Below are 19,045 nucleotides of genomic sequence, written 5' to 3'. Positions count from 1 at the left end.
AATTCGATATTACACAATCAATTAATCTATTTTATATTTTTCTCCAACTTGGTGATTGTATCCATGCTTGTCTGATACAACTCATCCATTTCCGACGATCCGGCCGATGGAGAGTATCTGGCAAACTCGCAGGTGTCCAATATGCTTAGAAATTCATCCTTAAGTTCCAATTCAACTCCTTTGCTAAGCAAAATCTCACTAATATTTTCTTTATTCAGATTCTCCAAAGGTAAATTCAACTTATCCGATGTATATCCCCAAATTGCTTTAAGAATCTCATCGTAAAACTGATCCTTCTGTTTTGCTTTTAGACTTGCCGAAGCCATTTTTAATCTTTTCATCGCAACGCGGTTGGCACGTTTGTTTTTTAATTTAGCGGTGTCGGCATTTTCTTTTATTCGTTTTCTGTTGAATACAAATGCTAAAACAAACAGGAAGAAGGGAATAATATACGCCAAATAGAAATTTGTGGTTCCAAAGAAAACCTCGCCTTTTAATTGAGGTGTGAAATCGTTGGTTTTAATATAGCGGATATCTTTTCCTAGAAATTTCACCTTCTCTTTAGTAAAGGAGCTAATGATAGTTCCTGAATTATCTCCATCTCCCTTTGCTACTTTAACGGTAAATTTTTTGGTAGAACGGGTTCTGAATATTTTAGCTTTCGGATCGAAGAAGCTGAAGTCAACCGACGGAATCTCATATTCACCAGCATGCCGGGGAATAATTAAATATTCAAATGTGGTTGAGCCACTCATTCCTGCTTCTGAGCTTTTTAAATTCTGCGATGTTTTTGGGTCGTAAACTTCGAAATCGGCAGGAAAGTTAAATTCCAAAGGTTTAATCAACTTCAGATTTCCGTTACCTTCTACTTTTACCCGCATGGTAATCGCATCATTTGCTTTCACTGAATCTTTATCGATAGTTGTAGACAAAGTGAACTTTCCAACGGCACCATCAAAACTTGCTGGTTTATTTGATGGAAAGTCTTTCACCCTAATTTTTATAGGTTTGCTTTTACGGGGGACTCTAATGTCCTGATAATTATCAAAGAAATCATCGAAGAAACCACTTCGTTTGTTTGCCTGACGCTGACGAATGATCACCTCTAATTCAAAAGGATCAATTGTAATTTCCCCCGTGTGTTGTGGAAAAAGAATTAATTTCCGAATAATTCCGGTATTGTAAATGGTTCCGTTTATATTTTCTCTTTCTAAAGAAATTTGTCCGGGGGTTGGTACTTCCTGACTTAAAAAACCGTCAAACGAAGGGAATTTTGAATCGCCAAATCCAGCAATGGTAAGTCGTGTATATACTTTAATGGTTGCAACAACGTGCTCACCCATATAAACATTATTCCGATCTAATTTTACCTTAACAAATAAATTGTCTTCCGTGATTTTTTGGCTTGATGCAGAGTTTTGTGATTGTTTCGAACCTGTATCCTGCTGGGTTTTATTCACCTTAACAACTTCAATCGTAAGTGAATTTGATGTTTTAGTTTCACCATCAACAGTAATTGTTGCAGGCTTAATGTCAAATTTTCCTTCCTTTTCGGCCAAAAGAACATAGGTGTACGAGTAGGATGAGCTGGAAGTAACTTTTCCATTAATAATTTGCGTACTCATACTGCTTGATGTGGAAGGCCCCATAAGAACCCTAAATCCATCAAGAGCTGGAATTTTAATATTTTTTCCTTTGTTGTTAAGGGAATAGGTTAAACGAAATTGTTCGCCAAGTTCCACAACATTTGGAGCCGAAGCAGTAAATTTAATTTCATCAGCAAATACTGATGTAGCAATTAAAATGACTGTTACTAATGAGAGAAGTATTTTCTTCATCTGTATATATTTGTGTTTCAGATGTTATAAATGCAATTAATTTGTCCGGTAATTCTTTCGCAAATTTACTGATTAATCAATTAGGAAAGATCAATTACCAATCCTTTTTGATTTTGGATCTTTTTGCTTTTTGAGCAACCGCTTTGGCTTTTTGTACCTTTTCCTGAACCTTCTTTTCATCATTTTCAAGAGCTTCTAGCAAGCGCTTGGCATCCTGTTCAGATATCTTATTTTGCTGTTCCTCAGGATCACCTTTCTTTTTATCCTGATTTTCAGGTTTATCTTTCTGATCTTTCTTGTCCTGATCTTTCTTGTCCTGATCTTTCTTGTCCTGATCTTTTTTATCCTGATCCTTTTTATTTTGATCTTTCTTGTCCTGATCCTTGTTTTGATCTTTTTTGTTTTGATCCTTATTCTGGTCTTTTTTATCCTGATTCTTGTTCTGGTCTTTATTTTGATCCTGTTTCTTCTTCTTTTCTTCCTCTTTCTGTTTCATTTTTTTTGCATATTCCAAATTGTATTTGGTTTCTTTCGAATTTGGAAAGTTACGAAGGGATTCTTTGTAAGCCTCAATACTTTCATCAATTTTCCGGTTCATCAGAAGAGTGTTTCCAATGTTGTGGTAGATTTCCCCGAGTTTTTTAGGATCCTTTTCAGTGGCCGTTAGAGCTTGGTACTGCTTTAATGCTTCATCATACTTCTTTTGCTTGTACAAGGCATCTCCCAAATTAAAGCCGGCTTCATACGAATTGATTTTTTTATCAAGTGCTTTTCGATATTCTACTTCCGAGTTTTCATATTCATTCCCCTCAAACAATCCATTGCCCTTGCGAATAAATTTCCGCTCCTTTTGTGCCAATGCATCTAAACTAAAGAGGCAAAGCAGACCGATGAATAATGCTATATATTTGTTCATAATAATCAGAATTGAGTTCTATTTCGATGGTTTAAACAAATTGATATCTTTTAAATGGCGGTTTTTACGTTCCAGAACTAAAAATTCCAGAAAGAGCAACAACAATCCTATGGCAATAAACAATTGGAATTTTTCGTCGTAAGCAGCATATACTCTCTGCTCCAGTTCCGTTTTGTTCATTTTATTTATTTCATTAAAAAGGGCATTTAAACCAGTTGTAGTATTGTTGGCTATCACCGGTTTTCCCCCTCCGGCAGTAGCAATTTGTTCAACCATTTGCTGATCCAATTTTGATATTACAATATTACCCTTTTCATCCCGTCTGAAATCCCGGGATCCGGGACTTACAGGAATTGGAGCACCTTCCGGTAATCCCATGGCAATAGTATGTACTATAATTCCTTTATCAAAAGCTGCTTTTGCTGCCGAAATTGCATCATCCTCATGGTTTTCACCATCGGTAATTACAATAATAGCTTTGCTGGCCTCACTATCGGGAGTAAAACTTTTTGCCGCTAAGTTTATTGCCGCACCAATTGCAGTTCCTTGTATGGGAACAATATCAGTACTAATGGAGGACAAGAACAATTTTGCAGATGCATAATCTGTTGTTATCGGCAATTGAGTATATGCCTCGCCGGCAAAAACGACCAAGCCAATTTTATCATTATTCAGTTTGTCAACCATTTTAGAAACAGCTCGTTTTGCCCGTTCCAATCTATTGGGTTGAATGTCTTGTGCCATCATCGAATTGGATACATCCAGCGCAATGATAATTTCTACTCCTTTTCTTTTAATGGTTTGGAGTTTTGAACCAAATTGAGGTCCCGCAAGACCAAAAATGATAAAACTTAAAGCCAGCAATAGAATACCGAACTTGTAAAACGGTCGGGTAAAGGAAGCGTATGGCATTAGCTGCGAGATAATATTCATCTCACCAAACTCTTCAAGAGCTTTCTTTTTCCTTGAATAACTGATCCAATATATAATTACAAGAATTGGAAGTATCAGAAATAAGTATAGAAGATCCGGATGATCAAGTCGAAATTGATTCATTGTTCAATGATTTTCTGTGTTCAATTAATATCAATTACGGAATGTTCCGCAACATTGAATTACGTAAAGCAATTTCAAGAAGTAAAAATAAAGCGGCAAGCAATGCAAAAATTAAGTATTCCTCGCTTTTTGTAATGTATTGTTTCACCTCAATTTTACTTTTCTCCAACTTATCAATTTGTTCGTAAATTGCTTTTAATTTATTGTTGTCAGTTGCCCGAAAGTATTGACCACCTGTCATATCAGCAATTTGCTGCAATACTTCTTCGTCAATTTTTACAGGCATGTTTCTCATACTAATACCAAAAGCCGTTTGAATAGGGTAGGGAGCCATTCCCATGGTGCCGATACCAATTGTGTAAACTCTTATTCCAAAGGTTTTTGCCAATTCTGCTGCCGTAATAGGAGCAATCTCTCCCTGATTGTTTACTCCGTCGGTTAAGAGAATAACAACTTTCGATTTTGATTTGCTGTCCTTTAAACGATTCACCGCATTGGCTAATCCAAGCCCGATTGCTGTACCATCTTCAATCATGCCACTTTGGATGTCGTTGAAAAGGTTGATTAAAACAGCATGATCGGTTGTTAAAGGACATTGAGTGAAACTCTCGCCGCTAAAAATTACCAATCCAATTTTATCATCTTCGCGGCCGGAAATAAAGTTCACTGCCACTTCCTTTGCAGCTTCCAATCTGTCCGGTTCAAAATCGCGGGCAAGCATACTACTCGAAATATCAAGTGACATAACGATGTCAATTCCTTCCGTAGTTACATCTCTTCGGCTATTGCTCGATTGCGGGCGGGCAACAGCAAGCACTAAAAATACTATTGCTAAAACCCGAAATACAAATAAAGCATGCCGCAAGTAGTATTTGTAGGTTTTGGCACTTGAATGAAAGCTTTTTAATGTTGACACCTGAATACTTGCATGAGCATTCTTGTCCTTTAAGATGTACCATGCAATTAATGGTATCAAAAGGATCAGCAAGTAAAAATATTCAGGATTTGCAAATTCTATAGAACTCATACTTTGTATTTTCAAAGTTTACTTTTCTTCCTTTTTTGTCTCTTCCACTGCAATAGATTCTTTTTCCTCTTTAGCAGGAGCTTCTTCTACAATGGTGGTCTCAATAATTTTGTAGGCAAATTTCAAACTTAGTTCATTTTCATCCTGAAGAGGGGTGAATTTAGCAAATTTGGCTAAATCGGCACGTTCAAGAATATCCTTCAGTTTGGCATGCCAGTCTGAATTTACCTCCACAGTATTTACTGCTTTTAATATCTCATCAGTAGTTGATTCCTGAGTTGATAGTTGGAAACGTTCATCCAAATAATACCGGATTGTATCTGTAAGGTCAGAATGAAACTGTTTCACCTTTCCGGTTTCCCAAAGCTTTTGTTTTTTGATCTCATCCAACTTACGTAAGGCAATAATATGAGCCGGTTCGGCTGGTTTTGCTTTAACGAATAAAGGTTGGTTTTTCTTCCGCTTGCGCAAATATAAAATCAATAAAACAATTAATGCTGCAACAATCAATCCACCAAATACCCAGGGAGCAATTTCGGCAAAAGCGATTGGTGTATGTATTGGCATAACAATGTCAAAATTAGCCTTGCTGGTATCAATGTCGAAGGTTTTTACGCCCAATAACATTGTATCCGTTCGAATGATATTCATCAGATTTTCGTCGTGAATCTTGAATTCAAAAGGATTCATTTTGTGAACACCATCATCAAAAGAGGTAATCAAAAAGTTTTTATTCACTTTAATGTTTCCATTTTCTAACGGGATAGTATCCTGAGGAGATTGTTTTATGATCTCGACTCCCGAACCAATGCTGTCCATAAATACCGGAAACTCTACCCGAAGACTTTTTGGCTGTTCTATGGAAAGTAAAAGGTTTATTTGATCACCAATAACAATAACATTGGTATCGAGTTGTGCGCTGTAGTTAATCCCTTTTTCTTCTTCCTGAGCAAAAGACGAGAAGGAGGAAAAAGTAGCTCCCAATACAATTGCAAATGCGACAATTGCTTTTGCGAACAGTTTATTTGGGATGTTCATTCTATTTGTCATAGTCGTCTGCTTCTAAAATTATTGTCCTCTTCGTTTAAATAAGGCAATTAACGATCTCACATAATCCTGATCGGTTCGAATATTTGCCACATCAACACCAGATTTTTTAAATGTTTCGGTAAGCAGATTGTCTTTCTCATGCCACCATTTTGCGTAGTTTTCTCTTACCTTTTTATTCGAAGTGTCTATCCAACTGTATTCGCCTGTTTCCGCATCCTTAATTTTAATCAAACCAATTGAGGGGATTTCCTGTTCGCGTTTATCGAATATTTTAAGAGCTACAAGATCATGTTTTTTATTGGCAATCGTTAATGCATTTTCAAAATCTTCATCAATAAAATCTGATATCACGAAAGTGGTACAGCGTTTTTTAATAACCTGTGTAAGGTAACGTAAAGCATTGCCAATATCAGTATTCCGATGTTCCGGTTTAAAATCGATTAGTTCACGAATGATTCTTAGTATATGAGATTTACCTTTTTTAGGTGGAATAAACTTTTCAATTTTATCTGAAAAGAAGATCATCCCAATTTTATCGTTGTTTTGAATGGCCGAAAAGGCAAGCACAGCGGCAATTTCTGTAATCTGATTTTTCTTTAGTTTGGAGATGGTTCCAAATTCACGGGAACCACTCACATCAATCATCAGCATTACGGTTAGTTCACGCTCTTCTTCGAAAAGTTTTACGTAAGGTTGATTGTAGCGTGCGGTTACATTCCAGTCAATATTTCTGATGTCATCACCATATTGGTATTCCCGAACTTCACTGAAGGTCATACCTCGTCCTTTGAACGCAGAATGATACTCGCCGGCAAAAATATTTCGGGAAAGACCTCTGGTTTTGATCTCTATTTGCCTAACGCGTTTTAATAATTCACTAGTTTCCATAGCTAATTACGAATTGATAATTACGAATTAATAATTAAATCGTGGTAATTATGAATTACAAATTGAGAACCTAATTTGTAATTCATAATTCATAATTGTTACGGTACTTCAACGGTATTCAGTATTTCACTAATAATGTTCTCACTAGTAATATTGTTTGCTTCAGCCTCGTAAGTCAATCCAATTCTGTGACGCAGTACATCATGACAAACTGCACGGATATCTTCAGGAATTACGTAACCTCTTCGTTTAATAAAAGCATAAGCTTTGGCTGCTGATGCCAAACTGATACTGGCACGGGGCGATCCTCCAAATGCGATCATATCCTTGAATTGCTCCAATCCGTAATCGGCAGGGAAACGGGTTGCAAAAATGATGTCTACAATGTATTTTTCAATCTTTTCATCCATATAAACATCTTTCACTACGTCACGCGCCTTGTTGATGTCTTCCGGTTTTAAGATTTGGGCGGCTTTTGGAAATACCTTCAAAAGATTCTGACGCATAATTAGCTGCTCTTCATCTTTTTTAGGGTAATTGATCACCACTTTCAGCATAAAACGGTCAACCTGTGCTTCCGGCAGAGGATAAGTTCCTTCCTGCTCAATCGGATTTTGAGTGGCCATAACCAAAAACGGTTCTTTTAATTTATAGGTGGTGTCACCAATGGTGATTTGCCGCTCCTGCATGGCTTCCAATAAAGCAGCCTGTACTTTTGCCGGAGCACGGTTAATCTCATCAGCAAGAATAAAGTTGGCGAAAAGAGGTCCTTTTTTTACTACAAATTCTTCTTTTTTCTGACTGTAAATCATGGTACCCAACAAATCGGCAGGTAACAGGTCAGGAGTAAACTGAATACGACTAAATTCAGCTTCTATGGTAGTTGCAAGTGTGCTGATTGCAAGTGTTTTTGCCAGTCCGGGAACCCCTTCCAGTAATATATGACCATTCGAAAGTAATCCTATCAATAAGCTTTCAACAAGGTGCTTTTGACCAACAATAACTTTGTTCATTTCCATAGAAATCATATCCACAAAGGAACTTTCTCTTTGGATACGTTCATTTAGTTCTTTGATATCAACTGTTTGGATCATTAGAAATATATTTAATTACTTGAAAAATTTACATAAAAAGAATCTGATTTTTCAGAAAACCTTTACAAAGATAAACCTTTGAGCGTTTTATGAAAATGCATGCCCGTTAAAAATTGTTAATGGTTTTAGCAAGGAACAAGTTTCAAGGAACAAGTATCAAGTGACAAGTAACAAATTTTAAGGAGTTGGTTTGTACTCCATCGTATCCTGACTATAAGCAAGCTGTAAATGTCAGGTTACGACTAAAAACAATTTACAAATACACAAAAATGGAGACACTACTGTGGATCAAGTAACAAGTAACAAGTAGCAAGCTCCAAGGGACAAGGAATCCAATTGTTCATTATTCCGTTCCTTTGTTCTTTCATTTTCGGACTTGGTAAAAATGCTTACTTTTGGGGTGAATCAGAAAATACTATTTGAATTGAAGAAACGATATTTTATTCGCCTAAGTTATAAAGGAACAAACTATCATGGTTGGCAGATTCAGCCAAATGCAAGTTCTGTTCAGGAGGAGTTAAATAAGGCCTTGTCTACTATTTTAAATCAGCCAATAAATGTGGTTGGCTGTGGAAGAACGGATACAGGTGTGCATGCCAGCGATTTTATGGCTCATTTCGAGGTGGATGAAAACTGTCGGTTCGATTGCGGAAAACTGACTTTTAAGCTGAATCGCTTTTTGCCTCATGATATTGCCATTCGTGAAGTGTTTCGGGTGAAAGCTGATGCACATACCCGTTTCGATGCCATTTCCAGAACTTATCATTATAAAATTACCAAGCATAAAAATCCATTTCGAATGGAGTCGCACTGGAAAAATCAGCATGAGCTGAATGTTTCGAAAATGAACGAGGCGGCTAAAATTTTGTTCGAATACATCGATTTTACAAGCTTTAGTAAATTGCATACCGATGTGAAAACCAATAACTGCAGGATATCGAAAGCAGAATGGACTGAAACTGATGATGAATTGGTATTCACGATTAAGGCCGACCGCTTTCTTCGTAATATGGTTCGTGCCATTGTTGGGACTTTGATTGAAGTTGGACGGGGAAAAATGGATTTGGCTGGTTTTCGTGAGGTGATTGAAAGCAAGAATCGATCGAATGCAGGTTCTTCGGTGCCTGGTCATGGCTTGTTTCTCGCCAAAATTGAGTATCCGGATGGTTTAAGAATAGAAGATGAGTAATCAGCTGTTTTTATTTACCGATGGAAGTGTAAATCCGCAATCTAAAATTGGTTTTGGAGCTGTTCTTCTTTTACAGGATTTGAATGTCTCACTGGATGAAGCTAAAACTCTGGTAAAACTGAATCGTTTCGAAAATACTTCTTCTACAAAACTGGAGCTGCAGGTTTTACTGTTGGCTCTGAATGAAATTGATTCGGACAATTGCCATGTAATTGTATACACCGATTCTCAGAATATTATTGGTTTGCCTGCGAGGAGAGAGCGTTTTGAAAAAAACGGCTATTGTTCCAAAAATGGAAAATTGATCGCCAACCATCAATTGTATCAGGAATTTTACGGACTGACCGATAGTTTACAATGTAAATTTGTAAAGGTGAAAGGACACAAAGTTTCGGGTCAGAAAGATCAGGTTGATCAATTGTTTGCATTGGTGGATCGAGCATCTAGGAATGCTTTGAGGGCAAGAGGAATTTAATTTTTGTGTCCTCAAGCCGGACGGGCTATTCTTTTGTCATTATCACAAAAGAATCAAAAAGACTAGACGGCAAAAATTTTGTTACCCATTACGATTTGATGACGGAACAAAATAATATTCGTTCGTTCCTCTCTCATGGAATTTTGTTCTTATCGTCCTCTTCATCTATGGGGACCAACAAATTTTTGAATGTCGGGGTGGTGCGCTCTTTTAAAATTTGGTTGGTGTTTAAACTGCGGGAATTAAATTACTCTTTTACTTCTTATTTATTTTGGTTTTATTAAACTGATAGTATACAAACTAACGACAAGTTCTCAGCTTCCCGGTCTTACTAAGGCATTACTGCAATTCAGATTGTTTTTTTCCTAATGCGGCAGCAGAGATATTACAATTGCATAACAAAACCCATACTCAGATGAATATGGGTTTTGAATTCAGTTTAGTTGTATGTAGTTAAAAAGGGTATTAGTTACGTACCAAAAGGCCAAGTGATTCCAATAACTGAGGTTTGTCTTCCATGGCGATTTTTGCCACGGCATAAAAATCACTCATCCATTTGTCTACTTCGGCAAAGGCTGTATCTTTTGCTTTTGTTGCTTCCTGCGATTCACCTGCTTCTTTTAAATACTGCGAACGTGCAGATTCCAATTTTTGTATGTTTGCAAGTCGGGATTCTGCATCTTCGGCACTAAATTTTAATTTTGAAAGTTTAGTGATTAATTCTGGTTCTGCAGCAAGCCCATTGTAGAATGTTTTCATGCATTCGACCCATTTGATATAGGCTTTGGGTGCAGCACCTGATAGGGCTAATTTATGCAAAACAAGAGGATCGTTTCTGAAAATTACTTTTGCTTTTTTACGATCCAGCGAATAATCTTCAGCAACAGTTTCGGTGATTGCATCGAGATTGATTTTACTTTTAAGTGTTTCGTTGTCTTCCTGTTTGTTGAGATCGTAAGCTTTTCGCATATTTTCATACAATAGCTTGCCTTCGGCTATGGCTGCCGTATCGTAACCGAATCCGGTCATTGCTGCAGCAATTTCCTGTTGTTGTTCAACATTTGTTAGTGACACTCTGTATTGTTCGAGGGTGTCGGTTTCTGATCTTTTTCTTCTTGATGTCATTTTTTTGGATTTTGTTTTATTTGTTGATATTAGTTGTGGGGGTTCTTCTGATTGATTTAGCACATCTTCAACCTTCTCATGCATTTCTTCTGCTTTCCCAAGCTCTTCTTCCCGTTGCTCAAGCATTGCTTCGCGTTTCTCCTGCACATCTTCCGGTTGATTGTGTTCTTCTTCGGGTTGCTTTTGTATTTCTTCGAGTTGCTGAAGGTCCGCTACAGCTGTATTTGATGAAAAATCAAGCGGATTTGTGTTGATGTTGCTTTGGGGAGGTGTTACGTCTGGTTTATCGAAATTGTCGATATGTATTGGGTTTAAATTATTTGTATTTTCGGTCATTTTATTGTTTTTCTTTCCTTAGGTTTATTGAATTCGTATTGTTGCTCAATAAGTTTATGTTGATTTGTAAGGCGGTATTGAAAGTAAACAATAAAAATAAAATGTTTAGTATGTGCGTTGTGCGATTTGAAGAGGGACTGTTTTTATTCGTGGGAAGTATTGTTAAATGTGGTGTTTAAGAGGGTAGAGTGGTGTAAAAAAAGACCACTTGGGGTGGTCTTTGGTGTGAGGTATTTATTTCTCCTGTTTGACGAAGCTGGGTATTCGAAACGCGCTTGGTTTGTGCTGAGCTTGCTAAATGTGAGGGATATTTCATCGGTTAATTATCGGATACTTTCTTTTCTAATAATAATTTTTCGATAATCCGTTCACTATACTTTCTTCTGCTAATTCATGAGGACGTTTCTCCTCTAGTATTTTCTTCAAATAAGTTATGAGTTTATCATCAGTCTCTATTTGTGGCATTTCATAACTATTTGGGAGGGATACCAATTTATTAAATGAAACCTTTCCCTTATCGCTTTTTGAATAATCATCAATTATTCTGTCAATATTTACCATTGTTTCAAAGTATCCGTCTATATCTTTAAAATAAAAAGGGTATATTTTATAAATTCCTTTTGAATTAAAAACCTGACTAAGAATAAGCTTATCGGAAATTCCACAAGAATGACCTAAAACATAAACATTAAACTCTTGGGATTCTTCCAGATGTGCTTTTAATTTCTCTTCATTATTTGTGTATAGATAATTGAATTTTTTAATATTGCGCACGTAATTGTTGTCATTTTTATTTAATAATTCTTTTGACTCATCATTCCCCGCTGCAAAACCAAATATTATAGGATTTTTTGAGTTGCTTAATTCACCGTGAATATGAATTAGATCAATATCCAGGTTTCTATTTTTTATATATTCACGAACTGTTTTTGTATAATTAAAATTTAAAATGACAGAATCTTTCTTATTTAAATTGTCAAAAAAAAGATCATAATTTTCAGTAAATATAAATTTCGCTTCCTCCTCTTTTAAATATTGACAAAGCCATTTCTTTATTTCATTAAAATCCTGATTTAACTCTACAACATTAGTATAATCACTTGCAATATTATATGTTTTACGCATATATGAGCTATTGTGAAGATTTGTAAGAATATCAAAGTAGATACACTCAATGTCACTCCATAGATCTTTTTGACAATTGAGTAAGACCTCTAATATTTTGTTGTTAATATCACTTATACGATCGAAATTATACTTTTGAGGATTTGTAATCATATCATGAATAAAGTCTGAATATTTTGTTTTTAATCCATGAGCTAAATCGAAGCCATTTCCTATTATTACGATGTTCTTCATATTTTCAACATTTATGATACAAGTTTTATCCTCGCCTTATCGCTTATTTGTTGTAGGCTTTTATTTTTGATGTGTAAACTCTCTGTTTCTCAATAACAATGCAAGCCTTGTTTTGCAGGAGAGTTTATTTCCTACTCAGGTAAAGCAAAAGTGTTTCCGAAGTTATGAAAAGCAAACAGATTAACAAACGATACCCGCAGTAAAGTTTGCTTTCAGAAAAAAATGAGATAGCTGTACTTATTGGCGGACGAATGCCCAGTTTTTTTGATGGCAGCCAGAAATTGTGTATATCACCTGTAAAATAGCTGCTGCAATTGTATTTTTCATGCTGCATTGGAACAGACAGCAATAATTAAGCTCGTATAAAAAATGCCAGCTATTCTTTCGAATTTGCTGACATTTTTGTTTTGTTTTAATACAAATGATTCAAAAACCAATTTAATGCTGCTTTTGCCGCGATATCGAACTGTTCAATATAAGGTGTGAAATGTCCGCCTGGTAGGGTGATTAGCTCTTTGGGCTGCAGACTTTCCTGATAGCTTTTTAGGCAAAGGTCTGTGGGGGTAACAATGTCTTTTAAAGCGACTACAAATAAAATAGGAGTAGGGCTTACCAGACTTGCATAAACGCCTGGTTCATACATCCTGGCGTATTCGGTGCTTCGGAAGGTAACCTCATTACTGGCTGATGTTGATAATGTTTGTGCTTTTGTATAGTATTCCCTGGCTTCTTCCATAGGATATAGTGGGTTAAGATTAGCTTCGCCAACCAATTTTTTCATCATTGGGTCTTTTCCTTTGATGCGGTTTATTCGGTCTTTACTTACTAGTTTCCAATACCCGTCATCTTTTTGGGCAGGCATTCTTCTCGAGCTGCTTTGAGATCCGCTAATGGTAGGAACTTGAGATACGACACATTTAACTCTCCTGTCGGTTGCTGCTGTAACAATAACATGGCCACCAGAATAACTTGTTCCCCATATTCCGATTCTATTGGCATCCACTTTTTCTAATGAAGCAGCATAGCTAATGCTGTTTTTGTAATCATCTATTTGCATAAAGGGATTGATTTCTCCTCTTGGTGTACCTTCGCTTTCGCCAAGATTTCTGTAATCGAACAGAATCACAGCAAAGCCGTTTTCTGCAAATAATTCGGCAAACTTGTTTATATAAGCTTCTTTGGGAAGGCCAAATCCATGCGCCATAACAATAGCCGGACATTTGCTGTTTTTGTGAGGAATGTATTGCAATGCACAGATTTTTAAACCATCACTTAAATAATTTACTTTCGTTAGACTGTAATTTTTCATATTTCTCCTTTCATCGTTTTAAATTAAAAGGACAAATGTAGTATTCAGGTGTAAAGCCGGATTGTTCAATAAGTTCTATTGATTGTCCATTTAGTCCATATTGAATTTTCTGAAGGCTGCAGGGGTGATGTTATAGTTTTTCTTAAAAGCTTTGTTGAAGTGAGAAACACTTTCGAAGCCACAGTTAAAAGCAATATCTGATATGTATTTGTCTGAATTGAGAAGTTGAAATCGGGCACAATCCAGTTTTTTTTGAAGTATCCATTTGGCTGGCGTGTTTTTAAATAAGAGCATGAAATCCCGTTTGAATTTGGAAACACTTCTATTTGATAATCTTGCTAATTGCTCTACCGTATGGTTTTCTTTGAAGGTTTTTTCCATCAATAGTTTCAGATCATTGTAATTGTCCGATAGCGTGTTGAAAAAAACTTTTGCCTGTACTGATCTTTCGGTAAGTAAAATAACCAATTCGTTTATTTTTAGCTCCATTAAAGCAGGGTTGTTTTCATTTTCATTGATGTAGGAAAGATAATGCAATATGTAGTCATCAATCATTTTATCCCTGTTGAGGATCACAAAGGGCATTTGTGGATGTTTCCCCAGCAAACTATCCTTGGGATATTTAATAAAAGTGTTCTTAAAATAAATGACCAATGCTTCGAATTCTCCGTTTTTAGGAATGTATTCGGTCATTTCATGAATGCCTTTTTTCAATAACAATAATTGATGCTGATCGACTTCGATCGTATTGTTGTTTTGGATGATAAGCTTTTTGCCTTTCAGAATAAAAACGAATGCATTTTCCTGCATTAAAATTGATTGTTTTGTTGAAATAGTATTCGTTTTCCATTTAGCGAACAATAGATTTTCGTTCTTTAAAATTTTTTCTTTTGGAAAGGTTTTCATTTTGCTAAAAGTAATTTTTTAGGGAAGATATTGATTCACTGCAAGGGCAAATTAAAAGCGATTCCGAAGTTATGAAAAGCAAATAGATTAGCAAAAAATACCCGCGTAATGTTTACTCTCAGAAAAGAATGAGTAAGCCGTTGTGCTGAGGAAGGAGCTTATTTTTTTGTTGCAATCCCGAAAGGAGAGAAGGGGTAACAGCATGCTCAGCAAATTTGTAAGGGTGAAAGGATACAAAGTTTCGGGTCAGAAAGATCAGGTTAATCAATTATTTACATCGGTGGATAGAGCTTCGAGAGTTGCGTTGCGTGAAAATTAATAATTTTGTCCTTATCGTCCTCTTCATTTATAGGAGCCAGCAAATTTTTGAATGTCGGGGTGCTGTGCTGTTTTGTTTGACAACCTTTGTCAGCACCTCCGTGAGATAAAGCATATTCTCCATTTTCAAACCTAATGCAAGCTTACAACCCGCTTTATTTTCCATTCATTATTTTTGTTTTCCCACACAATTAAAAATCGTCCAACTTTTGAAGGTGTCCCAATTGGTTCTTGATTATTATGAAATTTTTGCAAACCTATTTCAATTGCTCCAAAGTCTTTAATAGGATAAACTTCTATGCTTCCTTTAACTAGTTCTCTTGTTACTTTTCCACAAATATTTTTTTGAGTTGCAGAAATTATGTCTTGTTTTGATGTCATTACTCCTCCTTGGTCGTGATAAAATTCAATATTTTCTGAAAAGAAAGTACCATACTTGTCAAGTTTCAAATTGCAGGTATTATAAGCCTCAAAAAATATACTGTCTAATTTAACTATAGTGTCGTATAGCTGTTGGTTGTCTGGCTTATAATTTTTTGTCAAACGATACATTGTGTTTTTTGTTGTACTACAACTTGCCAATAGAGTGATAAGTGTTAACAGCGGTATAACTATAGTCTTAAAGTATTTCATTATTTTTTATGTTTGTTATAGTTTTATTTTGTTTCGATATCAATTATTTTTTGTCCGTTTTTACCTAAATAATGAGTTAAGAGTTTTTCATAAATTTTATAGCCATCATCCACATTCGTAAAAATTAAAAGACCTTGTTTTGTTTTAGGGAAGATAAACACAATAGTTTGAACACCTTTATCAGCACCTCCGTGAGACAAAGCATATTCTCCATTTCCTAAATCATAAATTTCAAAACCCAAACCAAAATGCTTACCGTTTTTGGTTTCGACTTGATTTGCAGTCATATCGTCAAAAACTTTTTGGGTCAATCCTTCGCGATTCATTACACTGGTCAAAAACTTTCCATAATCTTCAATGGTTGTCAATAAATTGTCTGCACCATTTGCAGTTTTATTTATTTCTGTTTCATAAGCAATTCCTTTATTGTTATAACCTGTTGCAAATCTTAAACTGTCTGTTTTATTGTCCCAAAAATATTTGGTGTCGGTCATTTGTAAAGGGGTAAAAATTAATTCGCTTGCTAATTGGTTAAGTGATTTATGGAATTTTGCTTCTAAGGCTTTTCTCAAATATTCAAAACCTTCTCCTGAATATTGGTATTTCGCTCCAGGTGTAAATTCAAAATGTAATTTCCCGTCCTTGTTATTTCCACGCCAATTGGTAAAACCTGTTTGGTGGCTTAAAATATGTCTGGTAGTAAGTAATTTGCTATTTGGGTCTTTTGAAACATCTGGGTCTGTCCAGTATATATGAATCGGTTCATCTAAATTCCACTTGCCTAAACTCACTAATTTTAAAGTAACCATTGCAGTTATAGGTTTGGTCAGTGATGCCACATTAAATATAGTATTGTACGGTGCAGCTGTTCCTTTTTTGAGTTCTCCAAACACTCTTACCTGTTGAAGTTTTCCGTTTTTAATTACGCCAATCCCCAGGGTAGGAACTTTGTTTTCTGCTAAGCATTTTTCTATTTCTTCGTCATTATCAAAAATTGATTTTGAAGAAGAAAGATGTTTAACTTGATGTTCGTAACTCAACGATTTTGTGAGTTTCCATTCGCCATTTTCTATAAGCCAAACGTGAGTAAACTTGGCCGAACTCCCAAATTGCTCAGGTTTATTTAGTTGCTTTTCAAAGAACTGATGCACTCCTTCTTGAATTGCGCCATAAAGATTTCCTTTGTTGTAAAGAGCATAAATTTCAGTGCTTTTGGGCAAGAGTTCTCTTCTTGCCTGATAGTTGGATGGATTTCCACACAATCCATTTTGTAAATCATTGAGAAATTTCTTTTTATCTGAAATCCCGTCTTTGTCGTGGAAGAATTCAAACTTTTTACTTAGCAGGTTTTCAAACTGTGAAATGTCGCAAGTATTGAAGCCTGCATTAAAAAGTAAACTATCCTTTGAGAGGATGATTTTGTATAGGTCTGAATTTTTAGCAACCTGTGCCTGGGGCTTTACAATGAAAGTGATCGTAAAAATGAAGCTTAATAAAATATATTTTGCCATGTCTGTTTTTTATCACAAAGATCAAAAGCAAATTTATTCTGTCGTTAAAATCTCCCCGACAATAACCTGTCAAAAACCCGACAATTTTATATCATATTGAAATGCAGGCTGTAATACAGCTTTTTTCTTTTGTCTATTTCAATTGCATTTCTAAGAACGAAATAAACATTTGAAAGAATCAAAAGTATCATAAGTATTAAAGTAAAGTTATGTCCGGACTTTGTGAAAATACCTAACATAAATACAATGGGGGCTATGATTGTCCACATTATTTGTAATGAAATAATTTGTTTTGTTATGGGGTTCTTCAATTTCATTGCAAACATTAATATAAGCGGAATAAGAATATTTAAAGGAGGAAGAATTATGAATGGCAAGGAAGAAAGGTTGATAAACTTTATGGATGAGTAATTTAATAAATTGTCTTCTTCTTTTGGTGTTGTTTTTTCGTTGCTGTCTTCATTATTTTCAATTTCGGGTTGTTTGCTTCGCAATTCTTTTTCCTGGACGCCTAATGCTTCTCCCAAAACTCGAAGCGTGTATCCTTTTGGATCTGTTCCTGCTTCAATCCTCTGAATTGTCCTTACTGAAATACCAGATTTCTTCGACAATTCTTCTTGAGTCAGATTTTGTTGTTCTCTTATGCTTTTAAGTTTGGACATTCTGTTGTTTTAAAAACGTTTCGCAGGTATTGTGGTTTTCTTTCCGTTCAATTGTAATTTTTTCTATTAGTAAGCTGTCAAGTGAAATTTAAACTTCTCTTTCGTCCGTTTTTTTAATCATTTTTAGAGTGAAGCCTCCAAGAATTAGTATGATGAGAGCCATAACCGCCCACAGCCAATTTTCATTGGCAAAAAGGGGGTCCGATTTAGGTGATTCTGATTTTCTAATTGTTTCTTCATCACCAAGGGCAAGTGTTGTAATCGATTTAGGGATGTTGTCTGAAAATCGGGAGATGTCATAATTTGGTTTGCGGGTATTGTTATTTCCATAATAAAGGAAATATTTGGCAGGTTTCGAAAACCGAACCAGTAACTCATAAATGGAGCCTCCTATTTCAATATTGCTAATGCTAAGCGCTTCATTGTCCGAATTTTTGATGATGATTTTTACATGCTGAGCAATGGTATTGCTGAATTTGAACTCATTTTTTTCGATGGAGTTGAGCGTGCCCGAAGCAAGGGTTTGATAGTTGTATTTCCATCCCTGTTCGGTTTTGGTACTATCCGTTACATACTGAATGTGAACCGGCCTGTAATAATCAAACGATTCGCGAATGTTGATTTTAAGATCATTTATCACAACAGGAGAACCCAAATCGATATCAAGCTCTGTCTGTTTGCGCTTTTTATTCTCAATGGTGTTGATTTTCTTTATTTTGTAATTGCGGGATTTTCCTTTTACAATCTCTGTAAGAGATAATGCTGCACTTTCCAGCTTAGGCTTTTCCCCGCTTTTGATTCCTATTCTGTAAAAAGCATAATTGGCATTGGGAAAATTAAGTTTCGAAAACTGATAATTGGTGTGTGCATTGTTAATGGAGAGTATTCTGTAATCCTCGACAAGAGTATACCAATTTTGTTGATCCTGACTTCCTTCAAGACTTGTTTTCCAGTCGAAATTCTCTTGTTCAAAATTCAACTGAATTTGATTTATTGAATTTGAGGTGGGAACTTTAAAGGTGAAGTAATAGCCGTTTTTATCCCTCGATTGATTCAATAATTTAAAGTCAACATTTACATTTTTTATTTGATCTTCGGTGGAATGTATAATGTAGGGTGCTTCAAGCGTGTCATTTTGCTCAGAGATGCCAATAATTCTAATATCGTTCAGGTTTGGGGAAAGCTTCGCTAGAATTTCATTCGGTAGTTCCAGTTTGTGCCATTGATCATTTGTACCAATAATTTCTCTTTTGAAGTTGAAATTATTCTGCTGGCCAAAGGAATTGGTAAATGCAAAAAGCAATAGTATGAAACAGGCCTTATTTTTCATGAGAGTAAGTTTAATAGTATATT

The 19,045-nt window shown here is 35.6% G+C and carries 17 protein-coding genes; 2 read left to right on the top strand and 15 right to left on the bottom strand.

Going from position 1 to position 19,045, the window contains the following annotated elements; translation table 11 throughout:
* Window positions 1-26 precede the first annotated feature (26 nt).
* The 7 genes from ACY0M5_RS16505 to ACY0M5_RS16475 form a co-directional block, all read right to left on the bottom strand.
* Window positions 27-1,838 carry a BatD family protein gene (locus tag ACY0M5_RS16505; RefSeq protein ID WP_461629893.1) on the bottom strand — a complete coding sequence of 604 codons (1,812 nt, stop codon included), beginning with the start codon at window positions 1,836-1,838 and terminating at the stop codon, window positions 27-29.
* Window positions 1,839-1,932: 94 nt separating this feature from the next.
* Window positions 1,933-2,754: a tetratricopeptide repeat protein gene (locus ACY0M5_RS16500; protein ID WP_461629892.1), complete on the bottom strand. Its 822-nt coding sequence runs from the start codon at window positions 2,752-2,754 to the stop codon at window positions 1,933-1,935.
* An 18-nt stretch (window positions 2,755-2,772) separates the two neighbouring features.
* Complete coding sequence (locus ACY0M5_RS16495) at window positions 2,773-3,810, bottom strand: vWA domain-containing protein (protein ID WP_124992906.1); 1,038 nt, start codon at window positions 3,808-3,810, stop codon at window positions 2,773-2,775.
* Window positions 3,811-3,844: 34 nt separating this feature from the next.
* A complete protein-coding gene (locus tag ACY0M5_RS16490) occupies window positions 3,845-4,837 on the bottom strand; it encodes a vWA domain-containing protein (RefSeq protein ID WP_461629891.1) in 993 nt (330 codons plus the stop codon).
* An 18-nt stretch (window positions 4,838-4,855) separates the two neighbouring features.
* Window positions 4,856-5,887: a hypothetical protein gene (locus ACY0M5_RS16485; RefSeq protein ID WP_461629890.1), complete on the bottom strand. Its 1,032-nt coding sequence runs from the start codon at window positions 5,885-5,887 to the stop codon at window positions 4,856-4,858.
* Between the two features lie 18 nt (window positions 5,888-5,905).
* Window positions 5,906-6,775 (bottom strand): DUF58 domain-containing protein, encoded by an 870-nt coding sequence (locus ACY0M5_RS16480; protein ID WP_124992904.1) that lies wholly within the window; start codon window positions 6,773-6,775, stop codon window positions 5,906-5,908.
* 98 nt (window positions 6,776-6,873) lie between these two features.
* Entirely contained in the window at window positions 6,874-7,869 is a 996-nt protein-coding gene (locus ACY0M5_RS16475) for an AAA family ATPase (protein WP_101308440.1), read from the bottom strand.
* A gap of 400 nt (window positions 7,870-8,269) precedes the next feature.
* Here ACY0M5_RS16475 and truA point away from each other — a divergent pair, with 400 nt between their 5' ends.
* Window positions 8,270-9,058: a tRNA pseudouridine(38-40) synthase TruA gene (truA, locus tag ACY0M5_RS16470; protein ID WP_461629889.1), complete on the top strand. Its 789-nt coding sequence runs from the start codon at window positions 8,270-8,272 to the stop codon at window positions 9,056-9,058.
* Complete coding sequence (locus tag ACY0M5_RS16465; protein ID WP_461629888.1) at window positions 9,051-9,533, top strand: RNase H family protein; 483 nt, start codon at window positions 9,051-9,053, stop codon at window positions 9,531-9,533. Before truA ends, ACY0M5_RS16465 begins: the two co-directional genes overlap by 8 nt.
* A gap of 465 nt (window positions 9,534-9,998) precedes the next feature.
* Here the strand turns inward: ACY0M5_RS16465 and ACY0M5_RS16460 are convergent, their stop codons facing one another.
* The 8 genes from ACY0M5_RS16460 to ACY0M5_RS16425 form a co-directional block, all read right to left on the bottom strand.
* The gene (locus ACY0M5_RS16460) at window positions 9,999-10,994 is read right to left on the bottom strand and encodes a PQLLE family protein (RefSeq protein ID WP_461629887.1); all 996 of its coding nucleotides are present in this window, start codon (window positions 10,992-10,994) and stop codon (window positions 9,999-10,001) included.
* 342 nt (window positions 10,995-11,336) lie between these two features.
* The gene (locus ACY0M5_RS16455; protein WP_461629886.1) at window positions 11,337-12,353 is read right to left on the bottom strand and encodes an AbiH family protein; all 1,017 of its coding nucleotides are present in this window, start codon (window positions 12,351-12,353) and stop codon (window positions 11,337-11,339) included.
* Window positions 12,354-12,765: 412 nt separating this feature from the next.
* On the bottom strand, window positions 12,766-13,662 hold the full coding sequence (locus tag ACY0M5_RS16450; RefSeq protein ID WP_461629885.1) for an alpha/beta hydrolase: 897 nt from the start codon (window positions 13,660-13,662) through the stop codon (window positions 12,766-12,768).
* A gap of 90 nt (window positions 13,663-13,752) precedes the next feature.
* On the bottom strand, window positions 13,753-14,568 hold the full coding sequence (locus ACY0M5_RS16445) for a helix-turn-helix transcriptional regulator (protein ID WP_461629884.1): 816 nt from the start codon (window positions 14,566-14,568) through the stop codon (window positions 13,753-13,755).
* A gap of 450 nt (window positions 14,569-15,018) precedes the next feature.
* Window positions 15,019-15,519, bottom strand: coding sequence for a nuclear transport factor 2 family protein (locus ACY0M5_RS16440; protein WP_461629883.1), 501 nt, complete (start codon window positions 15,517-15,519; stop codon window positions 15,019-15,021).
* Between the two features lie 23 nt (window positions 15,520-15,542).
* Window positions 15,543-17,030: a serine hydrolase gene (locus ACY0M5_RS16435; RefSeq protein ID WP_461629882.1), complete on the bottom strand. Its 1,488-nt coding sequence runs from the start codon at window positions 17,028-17,030 to the stop codon at window positions 15,543-15,545.
* A gap of 86 nt (window positions 17,031-17,116) precedes the next feature.
* Window positions 17,117-17,692, bottom strand: a complete 576-nt coding sequence (locus tag ACY0M5_RS16430; RefSeq protein WP_461629881.1) for a helix-turn-helix domain-containing protein — start codon at window positions 17,690-17,692, stop codon at window positions 17,117-17,119.
* A gap of 88 nt (window positions 17,693-17,780) precedes the next feature.
* A complete protein-coding gene (locus tag ACY0M5_RS16425) occupies window positions 17,781-19,022 on the bottom strand; it encodes a DUF3999 family protein (RefSeq protein ID WP_461629880.1) in 1,242 nt (413 codons plus the stop codon).
* Between the last annotated feature and the right edge of the window lie 23 nt (window positions 19,023-19,045).

The organism is Labilibaculum euxinicum (genome assembly GCF_963678175.1).
Classification (GTDB): Bacteria; Bacteroidota; Bacteroidia; order Bacteroidales; family Marinifilaceae; genus Labilibaculum; species Labilibaculum euxinus.
The sequence above is the reverse complement of the archived record's forward strand: the minus strand, read 5'-3'. Positions and strand labels throughout refer to the sequence as shown.

Excerpts from the sequence above, each read along its gene's own strand:
- ACY0M5_RS16455 (WP_461629886.1), bottom strand. The coding sequence starts at position 12,353 with ATGAAGAACATCGTAATAATAGGAAATGGCTTCGATTTAGCTCATGGA.
- ACY0M5_RS16490 (WP_461629891.1), bottom strand. The coding sequence starts at position 4,837 with ATGAGTTCTATAGAATTTGCAAATCCTGAATATTTTTACTTGCTGATC.
- ACY0M5_RS16505 (WP_461629893.1), bottom strand. The coding sequence starts at position 1,838 with ATGAAGAAAATACTTCTCTCATTAGTAACAGTCATTTTAATTGCTACA.
- ACY0M5_RS16475 (WP_101308440.1), bottom strand. The coding sequence starts at position 7,869 with ATGATCCAAACAGTTGATATCAAAGAACTAAATGAACGTATCCAAAGA.
- ACY0M5_RS16450 (WP_461629885.1), bottom strand. The coding sequence starts at position 13,662 with ATGAAAAATTACAGTCTAACGAAAGTAAATTATTTAAGTGATGGTTTA.
- ACY0M5_RS16425 (WP_461629880.1), bottom strand. The coding sequence starts at position 19,022 with ATGAAAAATAAGGCCTGTTTCATACTATTGCTTTTTGCATTTACCAAT.
- ACY0M5_RS16495 (WP_124992906.1), bottom strand. The coding sequence starts at position 3,810 with ATGAATCAATTTCGACTTGATCATCCGGATCTTCTATACTTATTTCTG.
- ACY0M5_RS16445 (WP_461629884.1), bottom strand. The coding sequence starts at position 14,568 with ATGAAAACCTTTCCAAAAGAAAAAATTTTAAAGAACGAAAATCTATTG.
- ACY0M5_RS16435 (WP_461629882.1), bottom strand. The coding sequence starts at position 17,030 with ATGGCAAAATATATTTTATTAAGCTTCATTTTTACGATCACTTTCATT.
- ACY0M5_RS16465 (WP_461629888.1), top strand. The coding sequence starts at position 9,051 with ATGAGTAATCAGCTGTTTTTATTTACCGATGGAAGTGTAAATCCGCAA.
- ACY0M5_RS16430 (WP_461629881.1), bottom strand. The coding sequence starts at position 17,692 with ATGTCCAAACTTAAAAGCATAAGAGAACAACAAAATCTGACTCAAGAA.
- ACY0M5_RS16460 (WP_461629887.1), bottom strand. The coding sequence starts at position 10,994 with ATGACCGAAAATACAAATAATTTAAACCCAATACATATCGACAATTTC.
- ACY0M5_RS16485 (WP_461629890.1), bottom strand. The coding sequence starts at position 5,887 with ATGACAAATAGAATGAACATCCCAAATAAACTGTTCGCAAAAGCAATT.
- ACY0M5_RS16480 (WP_124992904.1), bottom strand. The coding sequence starts at position 6,775 with ATGGAAACTAGTGAATTATTAAAACGCGTTAGGCAAATAGAGATCAAA.
- ACY0M5_RS16500 (WP_461629892.1), bottom strand. The coding sequence starts at position 2,754 with ATGAACAAATATATAGCATTATTCATCGGTCTGCTTTGCCTCTTTAGT.
- ACY0M5_RS16440 (WP_461629883.1), bottom strand. The coding sequence starts at position 15,519 with ATGAAATACTTTAAGACTATAGTTATACCGCTGTTAACACTTATCACT.